General features: G+C 27.1%; 24 protein-coding genes and 1 other annotated feature. Of the genes, 2 read left to right on the top strand and 22 right to left on the bottom strand.

Annotated features, from left to right (window positions below; all coding sequences use genetic code 11):
- Positions 1–89: 89 nt before the first annotated feature.
- Positions 90–830: an NAD-dependent protein deacylase gene (locus Q1J78_RS01900; protein ID WP_300280065.1), complete on the top strand. Its 741-nt coding sequence runs from the start codon at positions 90–92 to the stop codon at positions 828–830.
- A gap of 82 nt (positions 831–912) precedes the next feature.
- Here the strand turns inward: Q1J78_RS01900 and Q1J78_RS01895 are convergent, their stop codons facing one another.
- From Q1J78_RS01895 to Q1J78_RS01865, 7 genes are all read right to left on the bottom strand, one after another.
- Positions 913–1,353: a MarR family winged helix-turn-helix transcriptional regulator gene (locus Q1J78_RS01895; protein WP_300280062.1), complete on the bottom strand. Its 441-nt coding sequence runs from the start codon at positions 1,351–1,353 to the stop codon at positions 913–915.
- Between the two features lie 38 nt (positions 1,354–1,391).
- Positions 1,392–1,922, bottom strand: coding sequence for an SMC-Scp complex subunit ScpB (gene scpB, locus Q1J78_RS01890; protein ID WP_300280059.1), 531 nt, complete (start codon positions 1,920–1,922; stop codon positions 1,392–1,394).
- A 28-nt stretch (positions 1,923–1,950) separates the two neighbouring features.
- Complete coding sequence (locus Q1J78_RS01885) at positions 1,951–2,673, bottom strand: segregation and condensation protein A (RefSeq protein ID WP_300280056.1); 723 nt, start codon at positions 2,671–2,673, stop codon at positions 1,951–1,953.
- 41 nt (positions 2,674–2,714) lie between these two features.
- Positions 2,715–3,308 (bottom strand): site-2 protease family protein, encoded by a 594-nt coding sequence (locus Q1J78_RS01880; protein WP_300280053.1) that lies wholly within the window; start codon positions 3,306–3,308, stop codon positions 2,715–2,717.
- 166 nt (positions 3,309–3,474) lie between these two features.
- Positions 3,475–4,749, bottom strand: a complete 1,275-nt coding sequence (locus tag Q1J78_RS01875) for a glucose-6-phosphate isomerase (protein WP_300280050.1) — start codon at positions 4,747–4,749, stop codon at positions 3,475–3,477.
- Positions 4,750–4,928: 179 nt separating this feature from the next.
- Positions 4,929–5,120, bottom strand: a complete 192-nt coding sequence (locus Q1J78_RS01870; RefSeq protein WP_300280047.1) for a hypothetical protein — start codon at positions 5,118–5,120, stop codon at positions 4,929–4,931.
- Between the two features lie 60 nt (positions 5,121–5,180).
- On the bottom strand, positions 5,181–6,857 hold the full coding sequence (locus Q1J78_RS01865) for a ribonuclease J (RefSeq protein ID WP_442952118.1): 1,677 nt from the start codon (positions 6,855–6,857) through the stop codon (positions 5,181–5,183).
- A gap of 512 nt (positions 6,858–7,369) precedes the next feature.
- On the opposite strand from Q1J78_RS01865, the gene Q1J78_RS01860 reads away from it, so the two are divergent.
- On the top strand, positions 7,370–8,107 hold the full coding sequence (locus Q1J78_RS01860) for a metal-dependent hydrolase (protein WP_300280041.1): 738 nt from the start codon (positions 7,370–7,372) through the stop codon (positions 8,105–8,107).
- A gap of 42 nt (positions 8,108–8,149) precedes the next feature.
- On the opposite strand, the gene Q1J78_RS01855 is transcribed toward Q1J78_RS01860, so the two are convergent.
- The 15 genes from Q1J78_RS01855 to Q1J78_RS01785 form a co-directional block, all read right to left on the bottom strand.
- Positions 8,150–8,605 carry a Fur family transcriptional regulator gene (locus Q1J78_RS01855; RefSeq protein ID WP_300280156.1) on the bottom strand — a complete coding sequence of 152 codons (456 nt, stop codon included), beginning with the start codon at positions 8,603–8,605 and terminating at the stop codon, positions 8,150–8,152.
- Between the two features lie 102 nt (positions 8,606–8,707).
- Positions 8,708–8,974, bottom strand: coding sequence for a DUF1292 domain-containing protein (locus Q1J78_RS01850; RefSeq protein ID WP_300280154.1), 267 nt, complete (start codon positions 8,972–8,974; stop codon positions 8,708–8,710).
- A 170-nt stretch (positions 8,975–9,144) separates the two neighbouring features.
- Positions 9,145–9,567, bottom strand: coding sequence for a Holliday junction resolvase RuvX (gene ruvX / locus Q1J78_RS01845; protein ID WP_300280038.1), 423 nt, complete (start codon positions 9,565–9,567; stop codon positions 9,145–9,147).
- Positions 9,554–11,773 carry a hypothetical protein gene (locus Q1J78_RS01840; protein ID WP_300280035.1) on the bottom strand — a complete coding sequence of 740 codons (2,220 nt, stop codon included), beginning with the start codon at positions 11,771–11,773 and terminating at the stop codon, positions 9,554–9,556. Before Q1J78_RS01840 ends, ruvX begins: the two co-directional genes overlap by 14 nt.
- A gap of 4 nt (positions 11,774–11,777) precedes the next feature.
- Positions 11,778–12,035: an IreB family regulatory phosphoprotein gene (locus Q1J78_RS01835; protein WP_330683211.1), complete on the bottom strand. Its 258-nt coding sequence runs from the start codon at positions 12,033–12,035 to the stop codon at positions 11,778–11,780.
- Positions 12,036–12,069: 34 nt separating this feature from the next.
- A complete protein-coding gene (alaS, locus tag Q1J78_RS01830) occupies positions 12,070–14,706 on the bottom strand; it encodes an alanine--tRNA ligase (protein ID WP_300280029.1) in 2,637 nt (878 codons plus the stop codon).
- A gap of 57 nt (positions 14,707–14,763) precedes the next feature.
- Positions 14,764–14,981: a binding site (T-box leader), on the bottom strand.
- 110 nt (positions 14,982–15,091) lie between these two features.
- Entirely contained in the window at positions 15,092–16,171 is a 1,080-nt protein-coding gene (gene mnmA / locus Q1J78_RS01825) for a tRNA 2-thiouridine(34) synthase MnmA (protein WP_300280026.1), read from the bottom strand.
- A 37-nt stretch (positions 16,172–16,208) separates the two neighbouring features.
- A complete protein-coding gene (nifU, locus tag Q1J78_RS01820) occupies positions 16,209–16,649 on the bottom strand; it encodes a Fe-S cluster assembly scaffold protein NifU (protein WP_300280023.1) in 441 nt (146 codons plus the stop codon).
- An 85-nt stretch (positions 16,650–16,734) separates the two neighbouring features.
- Positions 16,735–17,931 carry a cysteine desulfurase NifS gene (nifS, locus tag Q1J78_RS01815; RefSeq protein ID WP_300280020.1) on the bottom strand — a complete coding sequence of 399 codons (1,197 nt, stop codon included), beginning with the start codon at positions 17,929–17,931 and terminating at the stop codon, positions 16,735–16,737.
- Between the two features lie 146 nt (positions 17,932–18,077).
- Positions 18,078–18,512 (bottom strand): RrF2 family transcriptional regulator, encoded by a 435-nt coding sequence (locus tag Q1J78_RS01810; RefSeq protein WP_300280016.1) that lies wholly within the window; start codon positions 18,510–18,512, stop codon positions 18,078–18,080.
- Positions 18,513–18,669: 157 nt separating this feature from the next.
- Entirely contained in the window at positions 18,670–19,947 is a 1,278-nt protein-coding gene (locus Q1J78_RS01805; RefSeq protein WP_300280013.1) for a replication-associated recombination protein A, read from the bottom strand.
- A 113-nt stretch (positions 19,948–20,060) separates the two neighbouring features.
- Positions 20,061–20,846: a GTP-sensing pleiotropic transcriptional regulator CodY gene (gene codY, locus Q1J78_RS01800; RefSeq protein WP_300280010.1), complete on the bottom strand. Its 786-nt coding sequence runs from the start codon at positions 20,844–20,846 to the stop codon at positions 20,061–20,063.
- Between the two features lie 268 nt (positions 20,847–21,114).
- Positions 21,115–23,196, bottom strand: coding sequence for a type I DNA topoisomerase (gene topA, locus Q1J78_RS01795; protein ID WP_300280007.1), 2,082 nt, complete (start codon positions 23,194–23,196; stop codon positions 21,115–21,117).
- 28 nt (positions 23,197–23,224) lie between these two features.
- Positions 23,225–24,331 carry a DNA-processing protein DprA gene (gene dprA, locus Q1J78_RS01790; protein WP_300280004.1) on the bottom strand — a complete coding sequence of 369 codons (1,107 nt, stop codon included), beginning with the start codon at positions 24,329–24,331 and terminating at the stop codon, positions 23,225–23,227.
- A 15-nt stretch (positions 24,332–24,346) separates the two neighbouring features.
- Positions 24,347–25,906 (bottom strand): YifB family Mg chelatase-like AAA ATPase, encoded by a 1,560-nt coding sequence (locus Q1J78_RS01785; protein WP_300280001.1) that lies wholly within the window; start codon positions 25,904–25,906, stop codon positions 24,347–24,349.
- Between the last annotated feature and the right edge of the window lie 12 nt (positions 25,907–25,918).

Genomic DNA, 25,918 nt, shown 5'->3' with positions numbered 1-25,918 from the left:
CTCTAAGTAAAGAATATCTCTTTTAGACAAGTTTGCAAATTTATATTATTATATTGGTATAAAATATAAATAATTTAGGAGATGATTTTATGTATGAAAAAGAAATTAATAAATTAAAAGATTTAATACAATCTCACAATAATATTGTATTTTTTGGAGGTGCTGGCGTTTCTACTGAATCAAATATTCCAGATTTTAGAAGCTCTAATGGTTTATTTAATCAAAAATTGAATAGACATTTTTCACCTGAAGAAGTTGTATCATTTTCATTTTTTGTAAGATATCCAGAATATTTCTATGAATTTTATAAAGATAAGTTAGTGTATACAGATGCCAAACCTAATAATGCTCATAAAGCACTTGCACATCTAGAAAAAATCGGTAAATTAAAAGCTATTGTCACTCAAAATATCGATGGTCTACATCAAATGGCTGGTAGTAAAAATGTATTTGAGCTACATGGTTCTGTTCAAAGAAATTATTGTACAAAATGTCACAAATTTTTTGATTTAGACTATATTTTAAATTCAGATGAAATCATTCCAAAATGCGATGAATGTGGCTCTATTATAAAACCAGATGTAGTTTTATATGAAGAATCTCTTAATGATAATGTTGTAAATGGTGCTATAACTGCCATTAAAAATGCCGATTTATTAATAGTTGGAGGCACTTCTTTAGTTGTTTATCCAGCTGCTAGTTTTATTAATTATTATAAGGGAAAAGATTTGGTTATTATAAATAAAAGCTCAACTTCTTTAGATAATAAGGTTTCTTTAAAAATAAATGCTCCTATAGGAGAAATTTTAAATGAAGCAATTTTAAAATAATTATAAATATCTTATATTTTATTTTTTTAAAAGTTTTTAATATCAAAATAATAAAAGCCTACTTTACTCAGTAGGCTTTTTATTATTTTAATGTATCTTTTAACGTATCGTATATTAATTCTAGTGCATTAGAAAAATCTTCTTTTTTGCTTTCTTCTATACTACCTATTTTACTATCGATAATTTCTAAAATAGTATTTTTTTCTTTTTCAAGAACTTCTTTTCCATTATCAGTTATACCATAAAAAGTATTTCTTCTATCTTTTCTATCTTCTTCTCTATAAACATATCCTTGTTCAACTAGTTTATTTAAAAGTATACAAAGACTTGATGTCGATACATGAAGAGCTTTACTAAGATTTTTAAGCTCCATTTTGTCTAATTCAGACATTTTTTTAAGTGCAAAAAATTGTCTTTCTGTAAGTATTCTAGTTTCATTGTGTTCATTTACTATTACTTTTACTATACTATGAAATAAATGTATATTTTTAAGTAGTATAATTGATAAGTCTCTATCTTTCATTTTTTACCTCCACATTTTTAGGAATATTTTTATAAAAACTAAATATTATTTTCTATTTCTTCTACTTTAGGCAATTCATTTATAGATTCTATATTTAGTAATTTCAAAAACTCATCACTAGTTTTATATATTATAGGTTTTCCTATTTTATTTAATCTTCCCGCTTCTATTATCAATGAATTATCTTGCAGTGTTTTTATAGCTTTATCGCACTTTACACCTCTTATATTTTCTATCTCTAATTTTGTAACTGGTTGTTTATATGCTATTATTGTCAATGTTTCTAATGTCGCTTGACTAAGTGTTTTTTTCTTTTTGGGTTCAAGAACCATTTTTATATAATCTGAATAGTTCTCATTTGTACACATCTGATATTTATTTTCTAGTCTAATAATCTGAATTCCTCTATTATTTTCTTTATATTCATTTATAAGGTTATTCATCATAATCTCTATTTCTTTATGTGATAAATCCTTATCTATAATAGAGTTTAATTCTTTTATTGTAATTGGTTCTCCATATGCGAACATAATAGCTTCTATTATATTTTTTATATCTTCTCGCTTCATATTAGTTCTCCTCAGAATTAATTTTTATTTAATCAATTCTTTTTAAAATTATTATATCTTCAAAAAATTCATCTTGAGTGACGATAATTTCTTTTTCTTTTATCAACTCTAAAATAGATAAAAACGAAGCTATTATATCACTTTTATTTGTTTTATCTATCGTATCTAAAAAATTAATTTTATTTTTTTCTTTTAAAGTTTCTCTTATAGAAAATATTTTTTCTTCAACAGATATAATTTTTTTATTTACAATTTTATTAAGAAGTTCATCTTCTATATGCTCTTCTGTTTTTTCTATATTTTTTAATAACTTCGGTAATATTTCTAACATTTTGGAAATAGAAATATCCTCCAAACTTATTTTATCTTCTACAATAAATTCTTCTTTTTTTCTAAAAAATCTATCATGTTCTTCATTTACTTTTTCTTTTATTTCTTTTGAAATTTGCTTATATTTTTTATATTCTTCTAATCTTTCAACAAGTTCCATTCTTGGGTCTTCTTCCATATCATCTTCTCTTTGTATATACAGTAAATATCTAGATTTTATTTCTACAAGTTTTGAAGCCATAGTTATAAAGTCACTTGTTATTTCCATATCCATTGCTTCTAATGCATCTAAGTAATCTAAATATTGTCTTGTTATTTCCGATATTTCTATGTCTTTTATGTCTATTTTTTGTTTTGTTACAAGATCATATAAAAGGTCCATTGGTCCTTCGTATACTTTTAATTGTATATTATATTTCATATAATCTCCTTTTTAACTATCTTTTACACCTAAATTATATATTAAAACATAAACATTTGCACTATATTAATAAATAAGCTGTGAATAGGATTTATTATTATTCTATAAGCACCTGTTATTATAAATACTATTAATATTATTCCACTCACACTTTCTATTTTGTATAAGTAATTGTTCCATTTGTATGGAACGAATGTTTCTATTATTCCCCATCCATCAAGTGGTGGTATTGGTAATAAATTAAATGCTGCAAATCCTATATTATATATTATACATGTATATGTAAGCAGTTGTACGCCATATAGTTGCGAATTACTATATATAATTGCACATATTATCGCTGTTATTAAATTAAATACTATTCCTGCTAATGAAACAATAAGATTCCCTATTTTATAATTTTTATAATTCATAGGGTTTACTGGTACTGGTTTAGCCCAACCTATACGAAATATTATCAAAGCTAAAAGTCCTATTGGATCTACATGTTTTAATGGATTTAAAGTCATTCTTCCTGTAAGTTTTGCAGTGTCATCTCCTAAAAGATGTGCAGAATATGCATGACCAAACTCATGGACTGATATTGCTATTGCTATTGATGCAGCTGTAGCTATCAAAGATGGTATTATATTCATAAATTATTTTCCTTTCAAAATTAGTTTTCTTTATTATATATTATAACCAATCTGATATTATTTAGCAAATTGGCTTTTTTTAGTTTATTTCTTTTTTATAATAATTTTTATACAATAAAAAAGCTACAGATTATATCTGTAGCTTTTAATATATCTAGTCAATTTCTTAGTTTTTACCTAAAAGTTTGAACATATTCTTTTTGTATACTTCAACTCCTGGCTGATTAAATGGATTTATATCTATCATATAACAAGTCATAGCACAAGCTCTGAAGAAGAAATAACATAAGTATCCAAAGCTTTTTGCACTCATATCTTCTACTGTTATTAAAAGATTTGGTACTCCTCCAGTATTTTCATGTGCATCAAGAGTTCCTTGCATTGCCATTTTATTTATCCAATCTATATTTTTTCCAGCTAAGTAGTTCATTCCATCCATATTTTCTTCATCAGAAGGGAATATAACATCTTCTATTGGATTTTCAAATAATACTAATGTTTCAAATAAACATTTAGTACCATCTTGTATAAACTGACCTACTGAATGAAGGTCTGTTGAAAATACTGCACTACATGGTAATATTCCTTTTCCATCTTTTCCTTCTGATTCAGCAAATAACTGTTTCCACCATTCTGCAAGCATTGATGTATTAAGATCGTAACTTACAAACATTTCAGCACATTTACCTTTTTCTTCTAATACTCTTCTTGCAACTGCATATGCATAAGCAGTGTTTTTATTAAGATCTGGATCTTTAAAATCATTATAAGCTTCTTCTAGACCTTCCATCATTGCATCTATATCTATTCCTGCTACTGCTATTGGTAATAAACCAACAGGAGTTATAACAGAATATCTTCCACCTATATCATCAGGAATTACAAAAGTAGTATATCCTTCTTTATCAGACATAGCTCTTAATGTTCCTCTTGATTTATCTGTTGTTGCAAATATTCTATTTTTAGCTTCTTCTTTTCCATATTTATTTTCCATAAATTGTTTTAAAAGACGGAAAGCTAAAGCAGTTTCTGTTGTTGTTCCTGATTTAGATATTACATTTACACAAACTTCTTTTCCTTCTATATATTTCATTACTTGAGATACATATGTAGAAGAGAATGTGTTTCCTATAAATATTATTTCTGGTTTTTTGTCTGCATAAAGACCATTTATCATTTCTATAGCTGCACGAGCACCTAAATATGATCCTCCTATACCGCAAACAAGAAATACATCACAATTTTCTCTTATGTATTTAGCACTTTCTTTTATTTTGCTAAATTCATCTTTATCATAATTTTTATACCAATCTACCCAACCAAGAAAATCATTTCCTGTTCCAGTTTTTTCTACAATTTCTTTGTGAAGAGCATTTACTCTATCCTGATGAGCTAATATTTCTTCCATTTTACATGCGTGTGATACATCAAATTTTATCATAGCTTTTCTCCTTTGTATTTATTTTATATAGTCTTCCTACTTTTAAAATATATACACTTTATATAAAATATATTATACCATTTTTGTATCCCCGTAAAGTATAATTTTTATTATTAATCAATATATAAAAAAATATTATAAAATCAAAAAAAATTTTTATGTATTTAATTTTAAAAATTTTAATTTTTATTTTTCATATCTGATATTCTTTTCAATTCATATACTGATACCCCTAAGCATCCAGCTGCACTTATAAGTGTTAAAATAGATTTATCTATTCCTGTAAAATATACATACATGCATGATACTGTAAGAAATAAAAAACCAACTGCTGCTCCTAATCTAGTTTTTGATGTTATTTTTTTTCTCATTTTAATACTCCTAACTTTAAAAAGCTGGACTATTATCCAGCTCTTTATTAATTTTCAATTTTATACTTCCATTATTATAGGTAATATCATAGGATTTCTCTTTGTTTTTTGATAAAGATACTCTTTTAATTGTTCTTTTATACTATTTTTTAAATAAGCCCATTCTTTTATATTATGTTCTTCACATTCATTTAAAACATTTCTTACTATTTGTTTTGCTCCATCCATAAGATCCTCTGATTCTCTTACATATACAAAACCTCTAGATATTATATCTGGACCTGCTAGTACTTTTCCTTCTTCTTTAGAAATTGTAACTACTATTGTCATAAGACCATCTTCTGAAAGATGTTTTCTATCTCTAAGAACTATATTTCCTACATCTCCAACACCTAATCCATCGACTAATATATTTCCTGTAGCAACTTTTCCTTTTATTGCAGCATTTTCTTTCCCTACTTCTAATATATCTCCGTTATTTAAAACAAATATATTTTCTTTTTCTATACCTAAACTATTTGCAAGTTCAGCATGTTTTTTCAGCATTCTATATTCTCCATGTGCTGGTAGGAAGAATTTTGGTTTTACTAACCTTAACATTAATTTTAATTCCTGTTGACAAGCATGACCAGAAACATGAATATCTGCTATATCACTAGATACAACATTTGCTCCTTTTTCAAGTAAAAAGTTTATAACTTTAGATATTAACTTTTCATTTCCTGGTATCGGATGAGCTGATATTATTACTAAATCGCCTTCCTTTATTTCTATTTTTTTATGTTCAGAGTTTGCCATTCTAGCAAGTGCTGACATAGGCTCTCCTTGAGAACCAGTAGTTATTATTACTAATTCTTTATCCTCATAATTTCCTAATTCATTTAAGTCAATTATCATTTCATCTTCTATATCAAGATATCCTAATTCTTTTGCAACATTTACAACATTTAACATAGATCTTCCAGAAACAGTCACTTTTCTATTGTGTTTTTTTGCTGCATCTACAACCTGTTGTAATCTATGTATATTAGATGCAAATGTAGCTACTATTATTCTGCTATCTCCTGCTTTTGTAAATAAATCATCTAATCCTAATCCTACTTTTTTTTCAGATTTTGTATATCCCGGTCTTTCTGCATTAGTACTATCAGAAAGCATTAGAATTACACCTTCTTCACTTAGTTCGCATATTCTCCGAAAATCTAATACATCTCCATCAATAGGTGTTAAATCTATTTTAAAATCACCTGTATGGAATATTACACCTTGGTCTGTATGTACTGCTATAGAGTATGAATCTGGTATACTATGAGTAGTTTTTATAAATTCTACTTCCATATTTCTAAGTTTTATTGTTTGGCGTGGTTTTATTACATGAAGTTCAACATTTTCTAATTTATGTTCTTTAAGCTTAACTTCTAAAAGTCCCATACTTAATCTAGAACCGTATACTGGTATATTTATCTTCTTTAAAAGGTATGGTAATCCTCCTATATGATCTTCGTGTCCATGCGTTATAAATATACCTTTTATTTTATCTCTGTTTTTAACTAAATAACTTATATCTGGTATAACTATATCTATACCTAGCATTTCATCTTCTGGAAAACTAAGACCTGCATCGATTATTATTATTTCGTCTCTATACTCGATAACTGTCATGTTTTTACCTATTTCATTCATTCCACCTAGTGGAATGACTTTTATCTGTTCATCGTTTTTTAACAATAACATCATCTCCTTTTATTTATTTTTTTTATTTTCTATTCAATTCATTCAGAAAAACAATTATTTTATTTTGCAATAATTATTATAACGTTTACTTTAATTTACATAAAAATAATATATATTTAAAAATTAAATATATTTACTTCTTATTAAACTTATGCAATTTATATGCTAATTTTTAAACTTTATACTAAATAGAAATTTCCGATATAATTTTCTATTTCTCACCTTAAAAGTTTAGTACAATATAAATTATTTTTAATAATTCTTCACGATACCCTACCAATTAATATTATTGTAACACAGTTTCAAATATAATATAAGATATATTTATACTATAAGAATTCTTTACTTTTATATTTCTAATTAAAATCTCTAAATTTCAATAGTTTTAGACTCCTTTACAATTTTTATCTCTAAAAAATTCAGATTTATTTCACAATTCTTTTTATATTTAATCAATATATTTTGTTATTATGATATAATAAAATATATTTTTTATAAGATTGAGGAGGTGTAAAATGCGAGGTAAAACTCATTGTGCTGTCGGTATAATAACTGGAATACAATTATCATTAATTTTTTCTCAGCCTATTATTCCTACAACTATTGTTTCATCTGCTGTATTTTCTACATTACCTGATTTAGATAAATCTAATTCAATAATTTCTGGCATTATTTTGAAAAAAAACTTTTCTAAATTTTTATATAAATTGATATTATTTTTTTTGGATATAGCAATTTTTTTAGTATCAATAAAGATTAGTAGCAGTTTTTTTATTAGTGCCTTTATAACTTTTTTCACTATAATTTTTTTAGAAAAAAAAATAACACATTATAATATGAGAAAAGCTCTTATAACAGGAACTTTATTTTTATTATCGATAATTTTATTTTTAGCCAAAGTAAATCTATCTTTTATAATACCATTTATTATTTTTTCAATATTTCCTTGGCTAAGACATAGAAATTTTTCTCATAGTTTTTTTATGGTAATTATAGTTTACTTAATTATGAAACCAATATCTATTTTAATAGATTATGAATTTTTAGCTTTTTTATCCAGTTTTATGTATCTACTTCATATAATTTGTGATATGTTTACAAGACAAGGTGTAGCTATTTTTTATCCTTTTTCTAAAAATATGATTTCTTTAGGATATATAAAAGTCGGAGGTAAGTTTAGTAATATAATAGAAAATTTAATTATTCTTATTTTATTTATAGTAACCATACATTTAATGTTGAAATTCTTATAAAAAAAGCCAATAAATCAATTAATAGATTTATTGGCTTTTTATTTATTTATTTTTTTTTATTTCTTTATAACAGTCTTCACAATATCCATCAAATTTTAAATCATGATTAAGTACAAAGAAATTATAATTTTTTTGAATTTTTGTTTCAATATCTTTTAAAAGATCTTCTTCAACGCCTATTATTTTACCACAGTTTAAACATACTAAGTGATGATGATTATGTCCTTCTTTGTCTAAGTCTATTTCATATCTTATACAACCATCATCTAAGTTTAACTTTGATATAGCTCCTATTTCATCTAAAAGCTGCATAGTTCTGTATACTGTTGCTAATCCTATTTCTGGACAACTCTCTCTAACTTTATCATATATCTCTTCGCTACTAAGATGATAGTATCTATTTTCAAGTAGAACTTCTATTATCGCTCTCCTCTGTGGTGTAATCTTAAAACCAGTTTTTTTCAATTTTTCTTTTAAAAGATCCATTCCATTGCTCATATTTACCACACCTTTTCTCATTTATTAATCAGTCTAAGTTAAAAATTAAAATAAATGCTGTAATAGAAATAATTTCTACTACAGCATTATCTCATTTACTTATTATTCTTCAAAATTAAGTCCTTCTTCTTCCATTATAGCTTCATATACTGCTACAACATTTGAATATTCTTCATCATCTTCTAAAGGTACTAACATTTCACCTTCTTCATCTTCATCTATTCTATATATATACGCTTCTTCACTTTCATTGTCTTCTAAAGGCATTAATATTGCATATTCTTTTCCTTCAGCTTCAAGAGTTAGTATTATTTCAAAAGCTACCTCTTCACCATTTTCATCTATTAAGTTTACTACATTTTCATTTATTTTATTTTCTTCCATCTGTATTCACCTCATATCTTTTTTATTTACTTTTATTATATAATAGAAACTATATTATAACAATTATTTTCTATTATTTACTAATATCTTTCATATGAAAATTAAATAATTATCATTTAGTTTTATTATACCCATTTTTTTATATTCTACTCAAATTATTTAACTTTATAATCTAAATATCCTTGTAATATTAAAACTGCTGCCATCATATCTATTACATTTTTTCTTTTTTTTCTACTTACATCAGCTGTTATAAGTGTTTTTTCTGCGGCAACTGTCGTTAATCTTTCATCCCAAAATTCTATATCTATATCGATTTCTTCTTTTATTAGCTCACAGAATTTTTTTACTTTTTCTCCCTGTGGTCCAACTGTTCCGTTCATATTTTTAGGAAGACCAGACACTATTAAATTAACATTTTTTTCTTTTATTATATTTTTTATTTCATCTATATCATTTTTTTTGCTTGTTCTTTTTATAGTTTTTACACCTTGAGCTGTCATTCCCATAAGATCACTTACAGCAACACCAATTGTTCTATCTCCTATATCAAGCCCCATTATTCTACCTGTCAGCATCTATTTTCTCCTTATCACTATCTTTTAAAACCATATTTATACTTATAACCATAACTGGTATTAATATATAAATTGATGCTGTTGATGCAGCAACAATTCCTGAATCATTTACTAGTAAAGTTATTATGCAACCTATCATAGATGCAATAAATCCTTTAAATACTATTGGATATTTTTCTGCAATAAATCTGAAATGTTTGTTAGGTTTAAATATTAGCGATGCAATTATAACTATACCCGCTATTAATATATTAACCCATACACTAGTTTGAGCAAGTTTCACATTCATCTGTATTTTTCTAGTAAACATAAGAATTACTTCACCAGGTCCATTTAGCATTATTTGTTGAACGAATAAACCTAAATGAGATGGACTTCCTGAAGAAATATCCATAAAAGCAAATGCTATTACTACACACGCAACAGCCACTATTATACCCAAAGCTTTCTTCCAATCAACTTTTATATTATACATAAGAAGTATAAATAGCATATATGCTGCACTTTCTGAAATTGCTCCACCAACATTGGCTCCCATTGATGGGTAGGCACTTGTTATAAGTATTATAACAAAGGCTACAGCTGATAATAGTTTTGGTATTTTTTTATAATATAAAAGTACTGCAAATGCAAATACTGCACTTCCTATTGTAACACCTTCATATTCATTTCCTATACCATAATATCTTGCACCTACCATAGCATCGTAACTCATTATATTATTTTTCATAAGATATGTTCCAAATACAGCATCTACTGCTATTAAAAGTATTGTCACCAACGCAATAAATCCCATTTGTTTTAAGTCATCTTCTTTGAATAACGTTTTTGATACTATATAAATCAGTAATGTTACAGCTATTACACATATAGACATACTAATTTGTCCGCTAAAATTAAATATTGGAGCTATCATAAATGATAATGGCATAATTATGCCAAATTTTATAAGCTCTTTAAGTATATTAAATATTTTTCCTTTATATTTTTTAGGAATTCTTTTAGAAATTAATACTGCTACTAATCCTGCTACCCAAGATGCAGATACTACTCCAACAAATGTATTTACAACACCTGCTCTTATAAGAGCTATTGAGTTTATTTTTTCATATTCTTTTTCAAGAAATTCTATATTATTTTCTTTTTTGATATTTGACATAGTTCTTCCAAGCATCATCTCATTAGATAATCCAAAATTATTAAGAATATCTACACCAATATCCATATTAGCAACTATTCCATCTCTTCTAGTTGTAGGAGATGTTAAAAGACCTTTTCCTTTTTCTGATTTTGAATATTTTATAATAGGTGAAAATCTTTTTTTATTGCTATAATCTAAATTACTTGGAAATGCACTAACTATATAAACAGTATCCTTTTCATTTATCATAGAAAATACTTCTTTTAAATATGAATTTATTCTAGAATATGTTCTAAATTTCATTTTCTCATATGTATTTTTATTTAGGTTCATTTTATATTCGTCTAGTCTATATGTATCACCTAAATCTACATATATTGCATCAGTATTTTTATATAATCTTTTTGTATCTTCTTTTAATTTTTTGTAATCAGTAGATATTCCAAATGGCATAGATGTATCTTTTATATTTATATTTTCTATATTTCCATCATCTATTCTCCCAAAATTATCCATAGCTGCAAATGCAATATTTCTATTTTTTACAAGATTTCCGTTATAATCATTGTAATCTGAATTTCCTATTACTGATGTTTTATATCCATTTTCTGATAGAACCTGTCCAACTACTCCAAGAGTTGATTCAAATTCACCTTTTTCTATATTTTCATTTAAGGTTCTATTTGATTCCATATTTACTATTTTTTTAGCTTTTTTTCCTGTTGATGTTTCATATTCTTTTTTCTGAACTTTATTTGGTTCTATAAAATCAACTGCATCTTTATCATCAAATTTTGCAATTGTAGATCTTCCAGTTGCACCCATAGTCGCTAAACTTCTAGCATCATCATTACCTTGATCTCCTTTTATATTCATTAACCCAACATAACCTTCTTTTTCAAGGAGCATTTTAATTTCTTTTATACTCATCATATTTTCAAGGTTAGTTCTACTCATATTAATAAATATAACTTTTCCTTTTGTTTGTTCAGCACTTACATTTGCAAATGTAGAACTAAAAATTATAAATAGAGATGCAAGTATTGACATAAATTTCTTGAACATTCACCTACCTACTTTCTTTTAAATATTTAGTTATAATTTCTTCAAGAATTTCATCTCTTTCAAATTTTCTTATAACACCTCTTGCATCATTATAACTAGTTATATAACTAGAGTCTCCAGAAAGGAGATACCCTATAATTTGATTTACAGGGTTATATCCTTTCTCTTTTAGAGCCTCATAAACTATTTCCATTGCTTCTTCAACTGTCATTTTATCTTGCTGAGCTCCTTCAAATTTCATAGTGAAATCCATATTATCCATACTCATTTCAAAAACCTCCTCTTTTTTAGAGAAATTATTTTACTTGAGATTTTATAACTTCTTTAGCATAATCTAAGGCTTCATCAACTTTTGATATATCAGTAGCGCCGGCTTGAGCCATATTAGGTCTACCACCGCCTTTTCCTCCAGCTATTTTTGCAACTTCTCTTACTATATTTCCTGAATGTATGCCTTTTTCTATAACATCTTTAGTTGCTGTTACAATAAAGTTTAATTTTCCATCTGCTACATTAGCTAGTACAACCACACCTGTTTCCATTTTATCTCTTAAGTTGTCAGCTGTATCTCTTAATGTATTCATATCCATATTTTCATATTTATTAGTAACTAAGTTTACACCATTTATTTCTATTTTTGAGTCTAAAGCGCTATCTGCTGATTGCATACTTATTTGAGTTTTTAGATTATGTAATTCTTTTTCTAATCCTTTGTTTTCTTCTAAAACATTTTCTACTCTATGTAATAATCCCTCTTCTTTTGCTTTTATTGTAGCACAAACTTTTGATATTAACTCATCTTTTTTGTTAATATATTCATAAACTGCTTTTCCTGTTATAGCTTCTATTCTTCTTACTCCTGATGCTACTCCACTTTCTGATAATATTTTAAATATTCCTGCTTGTGATGTATTAGCAAGATGTGCACCACCACAAAGTTCCATAGAGTAATCACCCATTGTAACAACTCTTACTTCATCTCCATATTTTTCACCAAATAAAGCTGCTGCACCTTTTTCTTTAGCTGAATTTATATCCATTGTTTCTGCAATAACATCATAAGAATTAAATATAGCATTATTTACTTTTTCTTCTATTTCTTTTAATTCTTCTTTTGTAACCGCTTCAAAGTGAGTAAAGTCAAATCTTAGTCTATCTGCTGTAACTAATGAACCAGCCTGATTAGCATGATCTCCTAAAACTTCTTTTAATGCTTTATGTAGTAAATGTGTAGCTGTATGATTTCTTGCACAAGCCATTCTTGTTTCTCTATTTACTTCACAAGTTAATGTATCACCAACTTTTAATTCTCCTTCTTTTATTGTTGCGAAATGTTTTATACTTCCATTTGGACCTTTTTTAGTATTTTTAACACATACTACGACATTTTCATTTTTTAATATACCAGTATCTCCTGCTTGTCCTCCACCTTCTGGATAGAAATTAGTTTTATCTAATACTATTATAACTTCTTTTCCTTCTTTTGCAGAGTTAACTATTTCTGAATCTTCAACTATAGCTAATACTTTACCTTCTCCTGTTAATTCTTTATATCCTACAAATTCAGATGATACATTATCTTCTTTAGAAAGAGGATCTTCTTTCCAACTTTCACCATCCATATTTCCTCTAGCTGTTCTTGCTCTTTCTTTTTGTTTTTCCATTTCTTCTGCAAATTCTTTTTCATCTACAGAAAGTCCTTCTTCTTTTAATATCTCTACAGTTAAATCTAGAGGGAATCCATATGTATCATAAAGTTTAAATGCTATTTCTCCATTAAGAACTGTTTTTCCTTCTTTTTTAAGTTCTTCTTTATAAGAATTCAACATTTCTATACCTTGATCTATAGTTTCATTGAATTTTTCTTCTTCTATTTTTATAACTTTTTTAATATAATCTTGTTTTTCAACTAATTCTTTATAAGCTTCTCCACTTACTTTTATAACATCATCAACTAATCCTTCTAAGAATGTTCCCTTTATTCCTAAAAGTTTTCCATGTCTAGCAGCTCTTCTTAGTAATCTTCTAAGTACATATCCTCTACCTTCATTTGATGGTAAAACTCCATCTGCTATAAGGAATGATACGGCTCTTATATGATCAGTTATAATTCTTATAGATTTATCATTTTCTTTATTTTTACCATATTCTATGTTTGCAACTTTTGAAACTGCTTCTAATACTGAATGTATTGTATCAACTTCAAATATGTTATCTACACCTTGCATTATGCAAGCTATTCTTTCTAGTCCCATACCTGTATCTATATTTTTATTTTCTAATTCACTATAGCTACCATCTTCTTCTTTTGAGAACTGAGTAAATACATGATTCCAGAATTCAAGGAATCTATCACAATCACATCCTGGTTTACAATCAGCACATCCACAGCCATATTCTTCACCTCTATCAAAGTAGATTTCTGAACATGGTCCACATGGTCCAAGTCCTATTTCCCAGAAGTTATCATCTTTACCTAATCTAACTATTCTTTCTTCAGGGAATCCCATTTCTTTTGACCATATATCATATGCTTCGTCATCTTCTTCATATACAGTAACCCATATTTTTTCTTCTGGTATATTTAACCATTTAGTAGCAAATTCCCATCCCCAAGATAAAGACTCTCTTTTGAAATAATCTCCAAATGAAAAGTTTCCTAGCATTTCAAAGAATGTAGCATGTCTAGCTGTAACACCTACATTTTCTATATCTCCAGTTCTTATACATTTTTGGCAAGTTGCCATTCTACTTTTTGGTGGAGCTTCTACTCCAGAAAAATAATTTTTAAGTGGAGCCATTCCCGCATTTATTAATAGTAAACTCTTGTCATTATTTGGCACAAGAGGATAACTAGCTCCTACATAATGTTCTTTAGTTTTAAAGAACTCTAAAAATTTACTTCTTATTTCGTTTAATCCCATTTTTTCCATAATATTTTCCTCCAATTTTATTTTTTTACGAAAAAAAACTCGCTCCCTATGTATTAACATAGGGGCGAGTATTATTCGCGGTACCACCCTAATTTACAGATTAAAATCTGATTCTCCGGTATTCCTTAGTCTTAACGTAACTAACGTAAATTCCTACTTAAAGTTCAGAATTTCTGCTCCAAGACTGCTTCAACTTTCTTATTTGAAGGGTTCTCAGCTACTCCCTATCTCTGTACAAAATCAGTAAGCCTACTACTTCTTTTCATAGCATTTTCAAAATTTTTACTTTTTATATATTTACTATAATACTAAATTTTTAAATCTTTTTCAAGATTTTTATATCTTAAAATTAGATTATATATTTTAAAAATTATAAATCAAATCTCTATTTTATTATCTCATCTATAATTCCGCCACCAACTAACATATCACCATCATACATTACTAGTGATTGTCCTTTTGTTATAGCTCTTTGACTTTCTTCAAACACTACTCTTGCACTATTATCTGAAATTTTATAAATTTTAGCTATAGATGGTTTAGCAGAATATCTAACTTTTGCTTCAACTGTAAATGGTTCTTCAACATCTGCAAAATCAAATGGTATAGTATTTACATTATTTATTATAAGTTCTTTTTTAAATAAGTCATCATTATCACCTAATACAACTACATTGTCCTTTGAATTTATATCTATTACAAACATTGGTTTCCCAAATGCTATTCCAAGTCCTTTTCTCTGACCTATTGTATAGTTTATTATTCCTTTGTGTTTTCCTATTTTATTACCATCTTTTTCAACAAAATCTCCAGATTTTATATTTATATCTGAATTTTCTTTTAGATACCTTACATAATCATCATCTTTGATAAAGCATATTTCCTGACTATCTTTTTTATTATGTACATCAAGTCCAATTTCTTTTGCTATACTTCTCACTTCATCTTTTTCATATAATCCTATTGGTAATAGTATTCTAGATAATTGTTCTTGCTTTATATTATATAAATTATAAGTTTGATCTTTTTTCCCAGAACTTCCTTTTTTAAGCATCAATCTTCCTGTTTTTTCATCTTTTACAACTCTAGCATAATGTCCTGTTGCAACATAATCACAGTCAAATTTTTTTGCAACATCAAAAAATAAACCAAATTTTATAAATTTATTACACACAATACAAGGATTTGGCGTTCTTCCTTCTGAATATTCTTTTATAAAATTGTCTATTACTTTTTCTTTAAATTCTTTATGAAAATCTAAAACATGAAGGGGGATATCTAGTTTATCTGCTACACTTTTTGCATCTCTTATTGTTGCTTCTGTCATTCTTTTTTCTTCTTCTGTTTTATCATTAGACAGTCTCATATTTACACCAATGACATCATAACCCTGTTTTTTTAAAAGATATGCAGCGACGGAGCTATCAACTCCGCCACTCATACCTAACATAACTTTCTTTTTCATATTATTTAACACCTCTATAGTTTATATGCTCTGTTTGTTAGTCTTCTTCTATTTCTTCATGCTCATGAGCATCTGTTATTTCATAACCTTCTAGCTCAGGAATTACTATATCGTGTTTTTTAGCATAATCTATAAGAGCTGCTTTAACTGCTTGTTCTGCAAGAACTGAACAGTGCATTTTAACTGGTGGTAAACCGTCTAAAGCTTCTGCAACAGCTTTGTTTGTTAACTGAAGTGCTTCATGTATACTTTTACCTTTTATCATCTCTGTAGCCATTGATGAACTTGCTATTGCACTACCACATCCAAATGTTTTAAATTTTACATCTTTTATTATTTCATCTTCTATATCAAGATATATTTTCATTATATCTCCACAAGTTGGATTTCCAACTTCACCTACACCACTTGCATCTTCTATTGCTCCCATATTTCTAGGGTTCATGAAATGATCCATAACTTTATCACTATATTGCATAATTAATTTCCTCCAAAATTCATAATTTTATTTTAATCTATTAAACTTGTTTACTATTTTTATTTTATCAAATAACACTAATGTATTATTTATTTTCACTATTTAATGCTTCTTCATATAGAGGAGACATACTTCTTAATCTCTCTATTACTTTTGGTAAAACTTCTATTATATAATCTATATCCTCATCTGTCGTAAAATCACCAACAGTTAATCTTAATGAACCATGAGCTATTTCATGTGGTAATCCAATCGCTAAAAGTACATGTGAAGGATCTAATGAACCAGATGTACAAGCAGAACCACTTGAACCAGATATTCCTGCATGATTTAGAAGTAATAATATTCCTTCACCTTCTATAAATTTAAATGCAAAGTTTACATTTCCTGGAAGTCTATCTTCTAAACTACCATTTATTCTTGTGTATGGTATTCTTTCTTTTATACCTTCTATCAATTTATTTCTTAATCTTGTAAGTTCTTTTACATGATTTTCCATATTTTCTTTTGCTAATTCTGCAGCTTTTCCATACCCTACTATTGCAGGTATATTTTCTGTACCAGCTCTTCTTCTTTTTTCTTGAGCTCCACCATGTACAAGATTATCAAATCTTAATCCTCTTCTTATAAATAAAGCTCCTACACCTTTAGGTCCATATATCTTATGAGAAGACATACTAACCATATCTACTCCAAGGTCTTTTACATCTACTGGTATATTACCAACAGCCTGTACTGCATCAGTATGGAATAATATTTTATGTTTTTTTGCTACTGCTACTAATTCTTTTATTGGTTCTATTGTTCCAATTTCATTATTTGCAAACATTATACTTATTAGTATTGTGTTATCTTTTATTGCTTTTTCTAAATCTTCTGGACTTACTTTTCCCTCTTCATCAACATCTAAGTAAGTAACTTCAAAGCCAAAGTTTTTTTCTAGATATTCACATGTATGTAACACAGCATGATGTTCTATTTTAGATGTTATTATATGATTACCTTTATTTTTTCTTTGTAAATCAAATGCCACCCCTTTTATTGCCCAGTTATCACTTTCTGAACCACCTGCTGTAAAATATATTTCATTTGGATCAGCATTTATAAGACTTGCTACTCTAGTTCTTGCTAGTTCTAACGCATCTTTTGCTTCATGACCATAATCATAAAAACTTGATGCATTTCCAAATCCTTCATTAAAGTACGGAAGCATTTCATCTATAACTTCTTTTTTTACTGGTGTTGTTGCTGAGTAATCCATATATATTCTTTTATTTTCCATAATCTTTCCCCTTTCACTTGCTTTTAAGACTTTTAACTATATTTTAACTTAATACTTAATTTCTAATTTTCTCTTATTTTATTTATATCCTAAATTTATAAATTTAATCACTTTTTTGAATTTGTATTTTATAATCTATTTTATAATTAAATAAGAAATCTGTCTTTATCTTGAGCTTTCCAATCATCTACCATATCTTGTAAAAAAGTAGTATTTACAACTTCATCTATAGCATCTTTCATCTTCTTCCAAACTAATCTTGTTACACACCTAGATGAATTACTACAACTTCCTTCCTCTTTTAAACATTCTGATATAGTAATCGGTCCTTCAAGTACATTTAAAATATCTCCAACTGATATATCATTTGGTTCTTTCGCTAAAAAATATCCTCCTTGTGCACCTCTTATACTTTTTATAAGTCCTGCTTTTTTTAACTTAGAAAATATTTGCTCTAAATACCGTTCTGATATATTTTGCTTATCAGATATATATTTTATAGATATTGGTTCTTTACCATAATTTATAGCTAGTTCAAACATCGCTTTTAAACCATATCTACCTTTTGTTGAAAGTTTCAATATATCACCTTCTTTTTAATTCCTACTGATTTGCTATGAATTAATAATATTATATCCTACTAATTTTGTCAAGATTATTTTTATTAGTTTTTTCTATAGGTACTCGATTATTTATTAATTTTTTCTTTATAATCCTTTACATTTTTATTTATTATCTTTACTTACTATTTTCTTTAACTTGCTTCCAATATGAACTATATGCCCTTTCATTTTTATTTTCTCCTGGAATATAGTATTTTCTATCTTTTAAAGAATTTGGTAAATATTCTTGATCTACCCAATTATTTTTATAATTATGAGGATATTTATATTCTATACCTCTTCCCAATTTCGCTGCACCTGAATAATGTGCATCTTTTAAATGATTTGGAATTTCTCCAATTTCATTATTTTCCACATCATAGATAGCTTTATCGATAGCATTTATTACAGAATTCGACTTTGGACATTGTGCTAAATAAATAGTCGCTTGAGCTAAAGGAAGTCTAGCTTCTGGAAATCCCAATTGAAGTGCAGATGATACACATGCATATACAATACTTATTGCATTTGGAACAGCTAATCCAACATCTTCTGAAGCAACACAAAGAAGTCTTCTCGTTATATTTTGTATATCCTCTGCCTTAATTAATCTCGCTAAGTAATGTAAAGATGCATCTACATCAGAACCTCTTAATGATTTATGAAAAGCCGATAGTATTGAATACCCTTCATCTCCTTTTCTATCATAGTTAACAGATTTTGCTATTGAACTATCTATAACATTTTGTAAAGTTATATCGACTGTAGCATCTGATATATTTATTCCTAAATTGAATGCAAGTTCTAATCTATTAATAGCTGTTCTCATATCTCCATTACTTATATTCGCTATTTGATACAATGCTTCATCTTCTACCATATTAATTTTATATGTTTTACTATCTTTTAATTTTTCTATACAGTTTTTTAATCCCTCTACTATATCTTCTTTTTCTATTGGTTTAAACTCAAATACTGTGCTTCTACTCAGTATTGCTTTATATATAACAAAATATGGATTATCTGCTGTACTTGCTATTAATGTAACAGAACCATCTTCTATAACCTCTAATAAAGACTGTTGCTGCTTTCTATTTAATGCTTGTATTTCATCTAACATTAAAATTATCCCATTATAAGAAAATAAATCTCTTTTAGAGGACTCTATAACTTCTTTAATTTCTTTTACACCACAATTTACAGCATTTAACTTAACATATTTTTTACCTGTCACATTAGCTATTATATTAGCAAGTGTTGTTTTTCCCGTTCCTGGAGGCCCATAAAAAATCATATTTGGAATATTTCCTCGTTCTATTATTCTGTTCATGACCTTATTTTTTCCTATTATATGCTTTTGACCTACCATATCTTCTATTTTATTCGGTCTTAATCTATCTGCAAATGGTTGCATTTTATCACCCTCTATAATTTATTATAATATATTATTATCAATAAAAAAGAGATATCATAACATGATATCTCTAATATTTATTATATTATAAAATATTTTTTTGATAATATCTATTATCTACTTTCTTTTGTTTTAGAAAGTTCTTCTAATAATTTATCATTTAATATTCTAATATGTGTTCCTTTCATTCCTAGAGATCTAGATTCTATAACACCTGCACTTTCAAATTTTCTAAGTGCATTTACAATAACTGATCTAGTTATTCCAACTCTATCAGCTATTTTACTAGCTACTAAAAGACCTTCTTTTCCATCAAGTTCCGCAAATATATGCTCAACAGCTTCTAGTTCAGAATATGAAAGTGTTCCTATAGCCATCTGTACAACAGCTTTTTTTCTCATTTCTTCTTCCATTTCTTCGCTTATAGCTCTTAAAATTTCTAATCCTACAACAGTAGCTGAATATTCTGCAACAACTAAATCTTCATCTGTAAAGTCATTTTCGTATCTAGTTATTATTAGTGTTCCTAATCTTTCTCCACTTCCGTGAATTGGCACTACAACTGTTTTTTTATCTAATCTACCATGTTCATATGGGAATATTTTTAAAGCTTCTTCACCTGTTATATTTTCTTTAGTATCTTCTATTTTTAGAAGATTTTTTGTGTATTCTTCTGGGAACCATTTTTGTTTTGTTATTTCGTCCTCTATTACAGAACTATCTTCTTCATTAGCTAAATGAAGACCTAATACTTTACCTTTTGCACTTATTATATAAGTATTTGAACCTAAAACATCTCCTAACACACCAGCAAGTAGGTTGAATGATATATTGCTACCACCGCTAGTCTGTAATGTTCTGTTTATTTTTCTTGTTTTTTGTAATAATTCACTTACCATATTGAATTCATCTCCTTGTCAAACTTTTATACTCAATAAATGAATCTGTTTGATATAATAACTTTTAGATTTTCGCATAAAATCTCTACTTTTCTACTATTCTATAAAAAGATTATCATAACTTCAAGTTGATTTCAATATAATTTTGGCATTTTTTTTAATTTTCACTATTTTATATACTATTTTTAATTTTAATTCATTTCGGAATTATTTGTATTTTGCTAAAATTTTTTCAATTTTCCACAATATATTAAAATTTTTAGTATACTTAGTTTTCAGTTTCTATTTCTTTTTCAAAACCACATTCTTTATTAGAACAAATATGCTTACTTGCTTTTTTAGATATTTTTTCTACCATATAAGAACCACATTCTGGACAGACTTCTTCTACCGGCTTATTCCACTCTACAAAATCACAATCTGGATATTTACTACATCCATAAAAAGCTCTTCCTTTTTTACTTTTTCTAAGTATTATTTCTCCTTCTTTACATTTAGGACATTTAACACCTATTTTATTTACTATTGGTTTTGTATTTTTACATTCAGGATAATTTTTACATGCCATAAATTTTCCAAATCTACCATATTTTATTACCATATTAGATCCACACAATTCGCATATTTCGTCTGTTTCAACATCCATATTAACCTTTTCTATATTTTCAAGTGCTTCTTTTATAGCTTCTTCAAATGGTTCATAAGATTCTTTTACAACATTTTTCCAATTAGCCTCTCCTTCTTCTATTGTATCGAGCTGATTTTCAAGTTTTGCAGTAAAATCTACGTCCATTAATTTAGAAAAATTAGCTTCTAATATTTCTGTTACTAATATACCAAGTTCAGTTGGTTTTAAACTAGATGCATTTTTTTCAACATATTCTCTATTTAAGATAGTTGCTATCGTTGGAGCATATGTACTTGGTCTACCTATTCCTAATTCTTCTAAAGTTTTAACAAGGCTTGCTTCTGTATATCTAGCTGGTGGCTGTGTAAAATGTTGTTCTGGTAAAATTTCATTTACTTTAAGAACATCTTTTTCTGATATTTCAGGAAGTATTTTATCTTCTCTTCCATAGAAATTATATATTTTTGTATATCCATCAAATATCATTTTTGAACCTGTAGCTTTAAAAGTAATATTTTCTATCTTACTTTCTACATTCATAAGTTCAAATTCTGATTCACTCATCTGACTTGCTACAAATCTTCTCCAAATTAAGTTATATAATTTAAATTGATCTTTAGTTAAAGAATCTTTTATACTTTCTGGAGTTCTATCTACAGATGTAGGTCTTATAGCTTCATGAGCATCTTGTACTTTTTTAGCACTTTTTTTATTAGAAGATTTTTTTTCTTCTTTATAATATTCATCTCCTAAATTTTCTTTTATAAATACTTCTGCTTTTTCTTTTGCTTCTTCAGAAATTCTATTTGAATCCGTTCTTATATAAGAAATCAAACCAACTGTTCCTTCTCCCTTTATATCAATTCCTTCATACAACTCCTGTGCTACCATCATTGTTTTCTTAGTTGAGAATCCTAATTTATTAACACCTTCTTGTTGAAGAACACTTGTTGTAAAAGGTTTTGGTGCTGATTTTTTTCTTTTTTTAGATTCTATTTTTTCGATTTGTAAATCTTTATTTTCTATAATTCTTAATATATCATTTACTTCTTCTTTGCTTTTTATTTCTATTTTTTCTCCATCTTTAGATACTAATTTAAAATCTATAATATCTTTATTTTGAGTTTCAGATTTAATGTCTATTGTCCAATACTCAACTGGTATAAATGCATCTATTTCTTTTTCTCTATCACATATCAATTTTGTTGTAACAGACTGTACTCTACCTGCACTCAGACCTTTTCTCAATTTCTGCCAAAGTACAGGACTTATTTGATAACCAAGAAGTCTATCTATTACTCTTCTTGCTTGTTGTGCATCTACTAAATTTAAATTTATCTTTCTAGGATTTTTTATAGCTTTTCTTATTGCATCCTTTGTTATTTCATTGAATTCTATTCTACATTCCTCATCATTTTCAATTCCTAGTATATGTTCTAAGTGCCAAGAAATTGCTTCCCCTTCTCTATCGGGGTCGGTTGCAAGATAAACTTTACTAGCTTTTTTTGCCGCTTTTTTTAAATCTTTTATCAAGTCACCTTTTCCTCTTATATTTATATATCCTGGCTCAAAGTTATTTTCTATATCTATACCCAATTTACTTTTTGGAAGATCTCTAACATGTCCTACAGATGCTTTTACTGTGTAATGGCTTTTACCAAGAAATTTTTCTATAGTTTTAGCTTTTGCTGGTGATTCCACTATAACTAATATTTTTGCCAAAAAACACACCTCCATCATAATTTATTTCTTATATTTTCATACTGTACACCCCTTTTTCTATTTCAAAAATAAGACCATACAGTTTTAATTTTTCTATAATAGGATTTACATTTTCAATACCTATTTTTGATTGGCTACATAAAGAATCAATATCTATAGTACCATTTTTTTTAATAATATCAATAACTATATTTTCAAATTCACTTAATTTTATATTTATATTATCATATTTTTCATCTTTTTTTATTATTTTTAATTTAAATGTTTCAAATTCCTCTAAAATATCATCTATACTTTCTGTTAATTTTGCTCCATCTTTAATTAGTTTATGACAACCTCTACTATTTTCAGAAAATAAACTTCCTGGAACAGCAAAAACCGTTCTTCCTTGCTCTGCTGCAAACTCAGCTGTTATCAATGCTCCACTTTTTATTGCAGCTTCTATTACAATAACACCTTCACTCAATCCACTTATTATTCTGTTTCTTTTAGCAAAATAATATGGTAGTACCTTTTTGTTTATTCCATGTTCTGATATAACTGCTCCTCCAGATTCGACAATTTTATTCATAAGTCGAATATTTGTCTTTGGAAGAGGATTATCTATTCCAGAACCCAAGATACCAAATGTTTTTCCATTTCCCAATAATGCTGTTTCATGGCTTATTGCATCTATTCCTATAGCAAGACCACTGATTATATTTATACCGTATTCAGAAAGTTCTCTTGTTATTTTTTTTGTACATTCAACTCCATATCCAGTCGGTTTTCTAGAACCAACTACACCAATAGAAAAATTTTTCCCAATATTTGAAATATCTCCTTTATAAAAAATGACTTTTGGTGCATCATATATGTTCTTTAAATCTTTTGGATAATCTTCATCTAATATTATAGAATACTTAACTTTTTTCTTATAAAGCATTTCTTTATAATCATCAATAGTTACCTTTTTTCTATATTTAATAATATTTTCTTTTATTTTCTCATTTACACTTTCAAAATTATATATTGTTTCATTAGAAAAATCAAATATATCTTCAATTTTTATTACTTGTTTCTCTATTTTATCTATAGTAAGGTTGCTACAACCAACTACACCATATAACCATAAGTATACATCTTTTTTATCCATTATTATTCCTCCATTTTATAAATTATATCCTTTTGAAAAATAAGTATAATAAGCTTTTCTCATAGAAAAAGCTTCTAATATATCATTTTCTTCTATATTTTTTCTTTCATTTAAATCTGCTATAGTTCTTGCAACTTTCAATAACCTAGTATAGCTTCTATTACTCAATCTATATTTTTCAAAAATAATTTTTAATATATTTTTTGTCTTTTCATCAATTTTACAAAACTCATCTATATCATTACTGTTCATATCTCTATTTAATTTTCCACATTCTCCTTTAAATCTTTCTCTTTGTATTTTTCTAGCATTTTCTATTCTTTTTTTTATTTCATGAGAAGTTTCATTTTTTACATTTGAATTTAATTCTTGAAATGAAATAGTTTTCACTTCTGTGAAAATATCTATTCTATCTAATAATGGTCCAGATATCTTATTTAAATATCTATCTATTTCGTATTGTCTACATCTACATTCTGTTTCTGACCTATAGTATCCACATGGACAAGGATTCATAGCTGCTACCAATATAAAATCACTTGGATATGTTATACTGTATTTTAATCTAGAAACATTAACCTTTCTATCTTCTATAGGTTGTCTTAATGCTTCTAGTGTTTTTCTATTAAATTCTGCTAGTTCATCTAAAAATAATATTCCTTTATTTGCCATAGTAACTTCACCAGCTTTAGAATCTATACCACCTCCTATCAAAGAAATACTTGTTGATGTATGATGTGGAGATCTAAATGGCCTTTTCTCAATAAGTCCTTTTCTTTCTATTGAATCTGATGATACACTATAAATTCTACTAACTTCTAACATTTCTTCTTTTGTCATATCAGGTAATATAGTATTCATTCTTTTTGCAATAAATGACTTACCAGAACCTGGTGGTCCTATCATAAGCATATTATGTCCGCCTGCCATAGATATTTCAGCACATCTTTTTAAATATAAGTTTCCTTTTATGTCGCTAAAATCAATATCTTCTTCTTTTTCTTCATTTATATTTATTTCACTTAGCAAAGCAGATTTTCTCTCTTCTAATTCTAAATTTTTTATACTTCCATTTATTATAGATATACAGTCTTTTAAAGTTTTTACAGGTATTATTTCTATATTATCTATAAAGCTACACTCAAAAAAGTTATCTTTTGGAATAAATACTTTTTTATAGCCATTTTCTTTTGCGCCTATTATTATTGGTAGTATCCCTTTTATCGACTTTACACTACCATCTAGCGAAAGTTCTCCAACAAATACTAATTTTTCTAATTCTTTTCTATTTATATGTATTTTTTCACTAAGTATACCAAGACTTATTGGTAAATCTAAAAAAGAGCCTTGTTTTTTCATGTCTGCTGGTGATAAATTTACAACTATTCTAGCATTTGGGAATTTGTAACCACTATTTATAATTGCAGATTTAACTCTTTCTCTGGCTTCTTTTATTTCAGTACTTGCTAGTCCTACTATATTAAATGATGGTATACCTTTACTTATATCGACTTCAACTTTTATATCACAACTGTCTATTCCTATAATGTTCCTTGAATTAATAGAACTTATCATAAAATCATCTCC

Origin of the sequence: Peptacetobacter sp. (assembly GCF_029264495.1) — a bacterium.
Classification (GTDB): Bacteria; Bacillota; Clostridia; order Peptostreptococcales; family Peptostreptococcaceae; genus Peptacetobacter.
The sequence above is the reverse complement of the archived record's forward strand: the minus strand, read 5'-3'. Positions and strand labels throughout refer to the sequence as shown.

Excerpts from the sequence above, each read along its gene's own strand:
- Q1J78_RS01870 (WP_300280047.1), bottom strand. The coding sequence starts at position 5,120 with ATGAGAAAAAAAATAACATCAAAAACTAGATTAGGAGCAGCAGTTGGT.
- Q1J78_RS01875 (WP_300280050.1), bottom strand. The coding sequence starts at position 4,749 with ATGATAAAATTTGATGTATCACACGCATGTAAAATGGAAGAAATATTA.
- dprA (WP_300280004.1), bottom strand. The coding sequence starts at position 24,331 with ATGGATAAAAAAGATGTATACTTATGGTTATATGGTGTAGTTGGTTGT.
- ruvX (WP_300280038.1), bottom strand. The coding sequence starts at position 9,567 with ATGCTGACAGGTAGAATAATGGGGCTTGATATAGGAGATAGAACAATT.
- nifS (WP_300280020.1), bottom strand. The coding sequence starts at position 17,931 with ATGGAAAATAAAAGAATATATATGGATTACTCAGCAACAACACCAGTA.
- nifU (WP_300280023.1), bottom strand. The coding sequence starts at position 16,649 with ATGCAATATAGTGATAAAGTTATGGATCATTTCATGAACCCTAGAAAT.
- alaS (WP_300280029.1), bottom strand. The coding sequence starts at position 14,706 with ATGGAAAAAATGGGATTAAACGAAATAAGAAGTAAATTTTTAGAGTTC.
- Q1J78_RS01880 (WP_300280053.1), bottom strand. The coding sequence starts at position 3,308 with ATGAATATAATACCATCTTTGATAGCTACAGCTGCATCAATAGCAATA.
- Q1J78_RS01840 (WP_300280035.1), bottom strand. The coding sequence starts at position 11,773 with ATGTTCAAGAAATTTATGTCAATACTTGCATCTCTATTTATAATTTTT.
- scpB (WP_300280059.1), bottom strand. The coding sequence starts at position 1,922 with ATGAAGCGAGAAGATATAAAAAATATAATAGAAGCTATTATGTTCGCA.
- mnmA (WP_300280026.1), bottom strand. The coding sequence starts at position 16,171 with ATGAAAAAGAAAGTTATGTTAGGTATGAGTGGCGGAGTTGATAGCTCC.
- Q1J78_RS01855 (WP_300280156.1), bottom strand. The coding sequence starts at position 8,605 with ATGAGCAATGGAATGGATCTTTTAAAAGAAAAATTGAAAAAAACTGGT.
- Q1J78_RS01805 (WP_300280013.1), bottom strand. The coding sequence starts at position 19,947 with ATGCAACCATTTGCAGATAGATTAAGACCGAATAAAATAGAAGATATG.
- Q1J78_RS01900 (WP_300280065.1), top strand. The coding sequence starts at position 90 with ATGTATGAAAAAGAAATTAATAAATTAAAAGATTTAATACAATCTCAC.
- Q1J78_RS01885 (WP_300280056.1), bottom strand. The coding sequence starts at position 2,673 with ATGAAATATAATATACAATTAAAAGTATACGAAGGACCAATGGACCTT.
- Q1J78_RS01860 (WP_300280041.1), top strand. The coding sequence starts at position 7,370 with ATGCGAGGTAAAACTCATTGTGCTGTCGGTATAATAACTGGAATACAA.
- Q1J78_RS01785 (WP_300280001.1), bottom strand. The coding sequence starts at position 25,906 with ATGATAAGTTCTATTAATTCAAGGAACATTATAGGAATAGACAGTTGT.
- Q1J78_RS01865 (WP_442952118.1), bottom strand. The coding sequence starts at position 6,857 with ATGATGTTATTGTTAAAAAACGATGAACAGATAAAAGTCATTCCACTA.
- Q1J78_RS01895 (WP_300280062.1), bottom strand. The coding sequence starts at position 1,353 with ATGAAAGATAGAGACTTATCAATTATACTACTTAAAAATATACATTTA.
- Q1J78_RS01835 (WP_330683211.1), bottom strand. The coding sequence starts at position 12,035 with ATGGATAATATGGATTTCACTATGAAATTTGAAGGAGCTCAGCAAGAT.
- codY (WP_300280010.1), bottom strand. The coding sequence starts at position 20,846 with ATGGTAAGTGAATTATTACAAAAAACAAGAAAAATAAACAGAACATTA.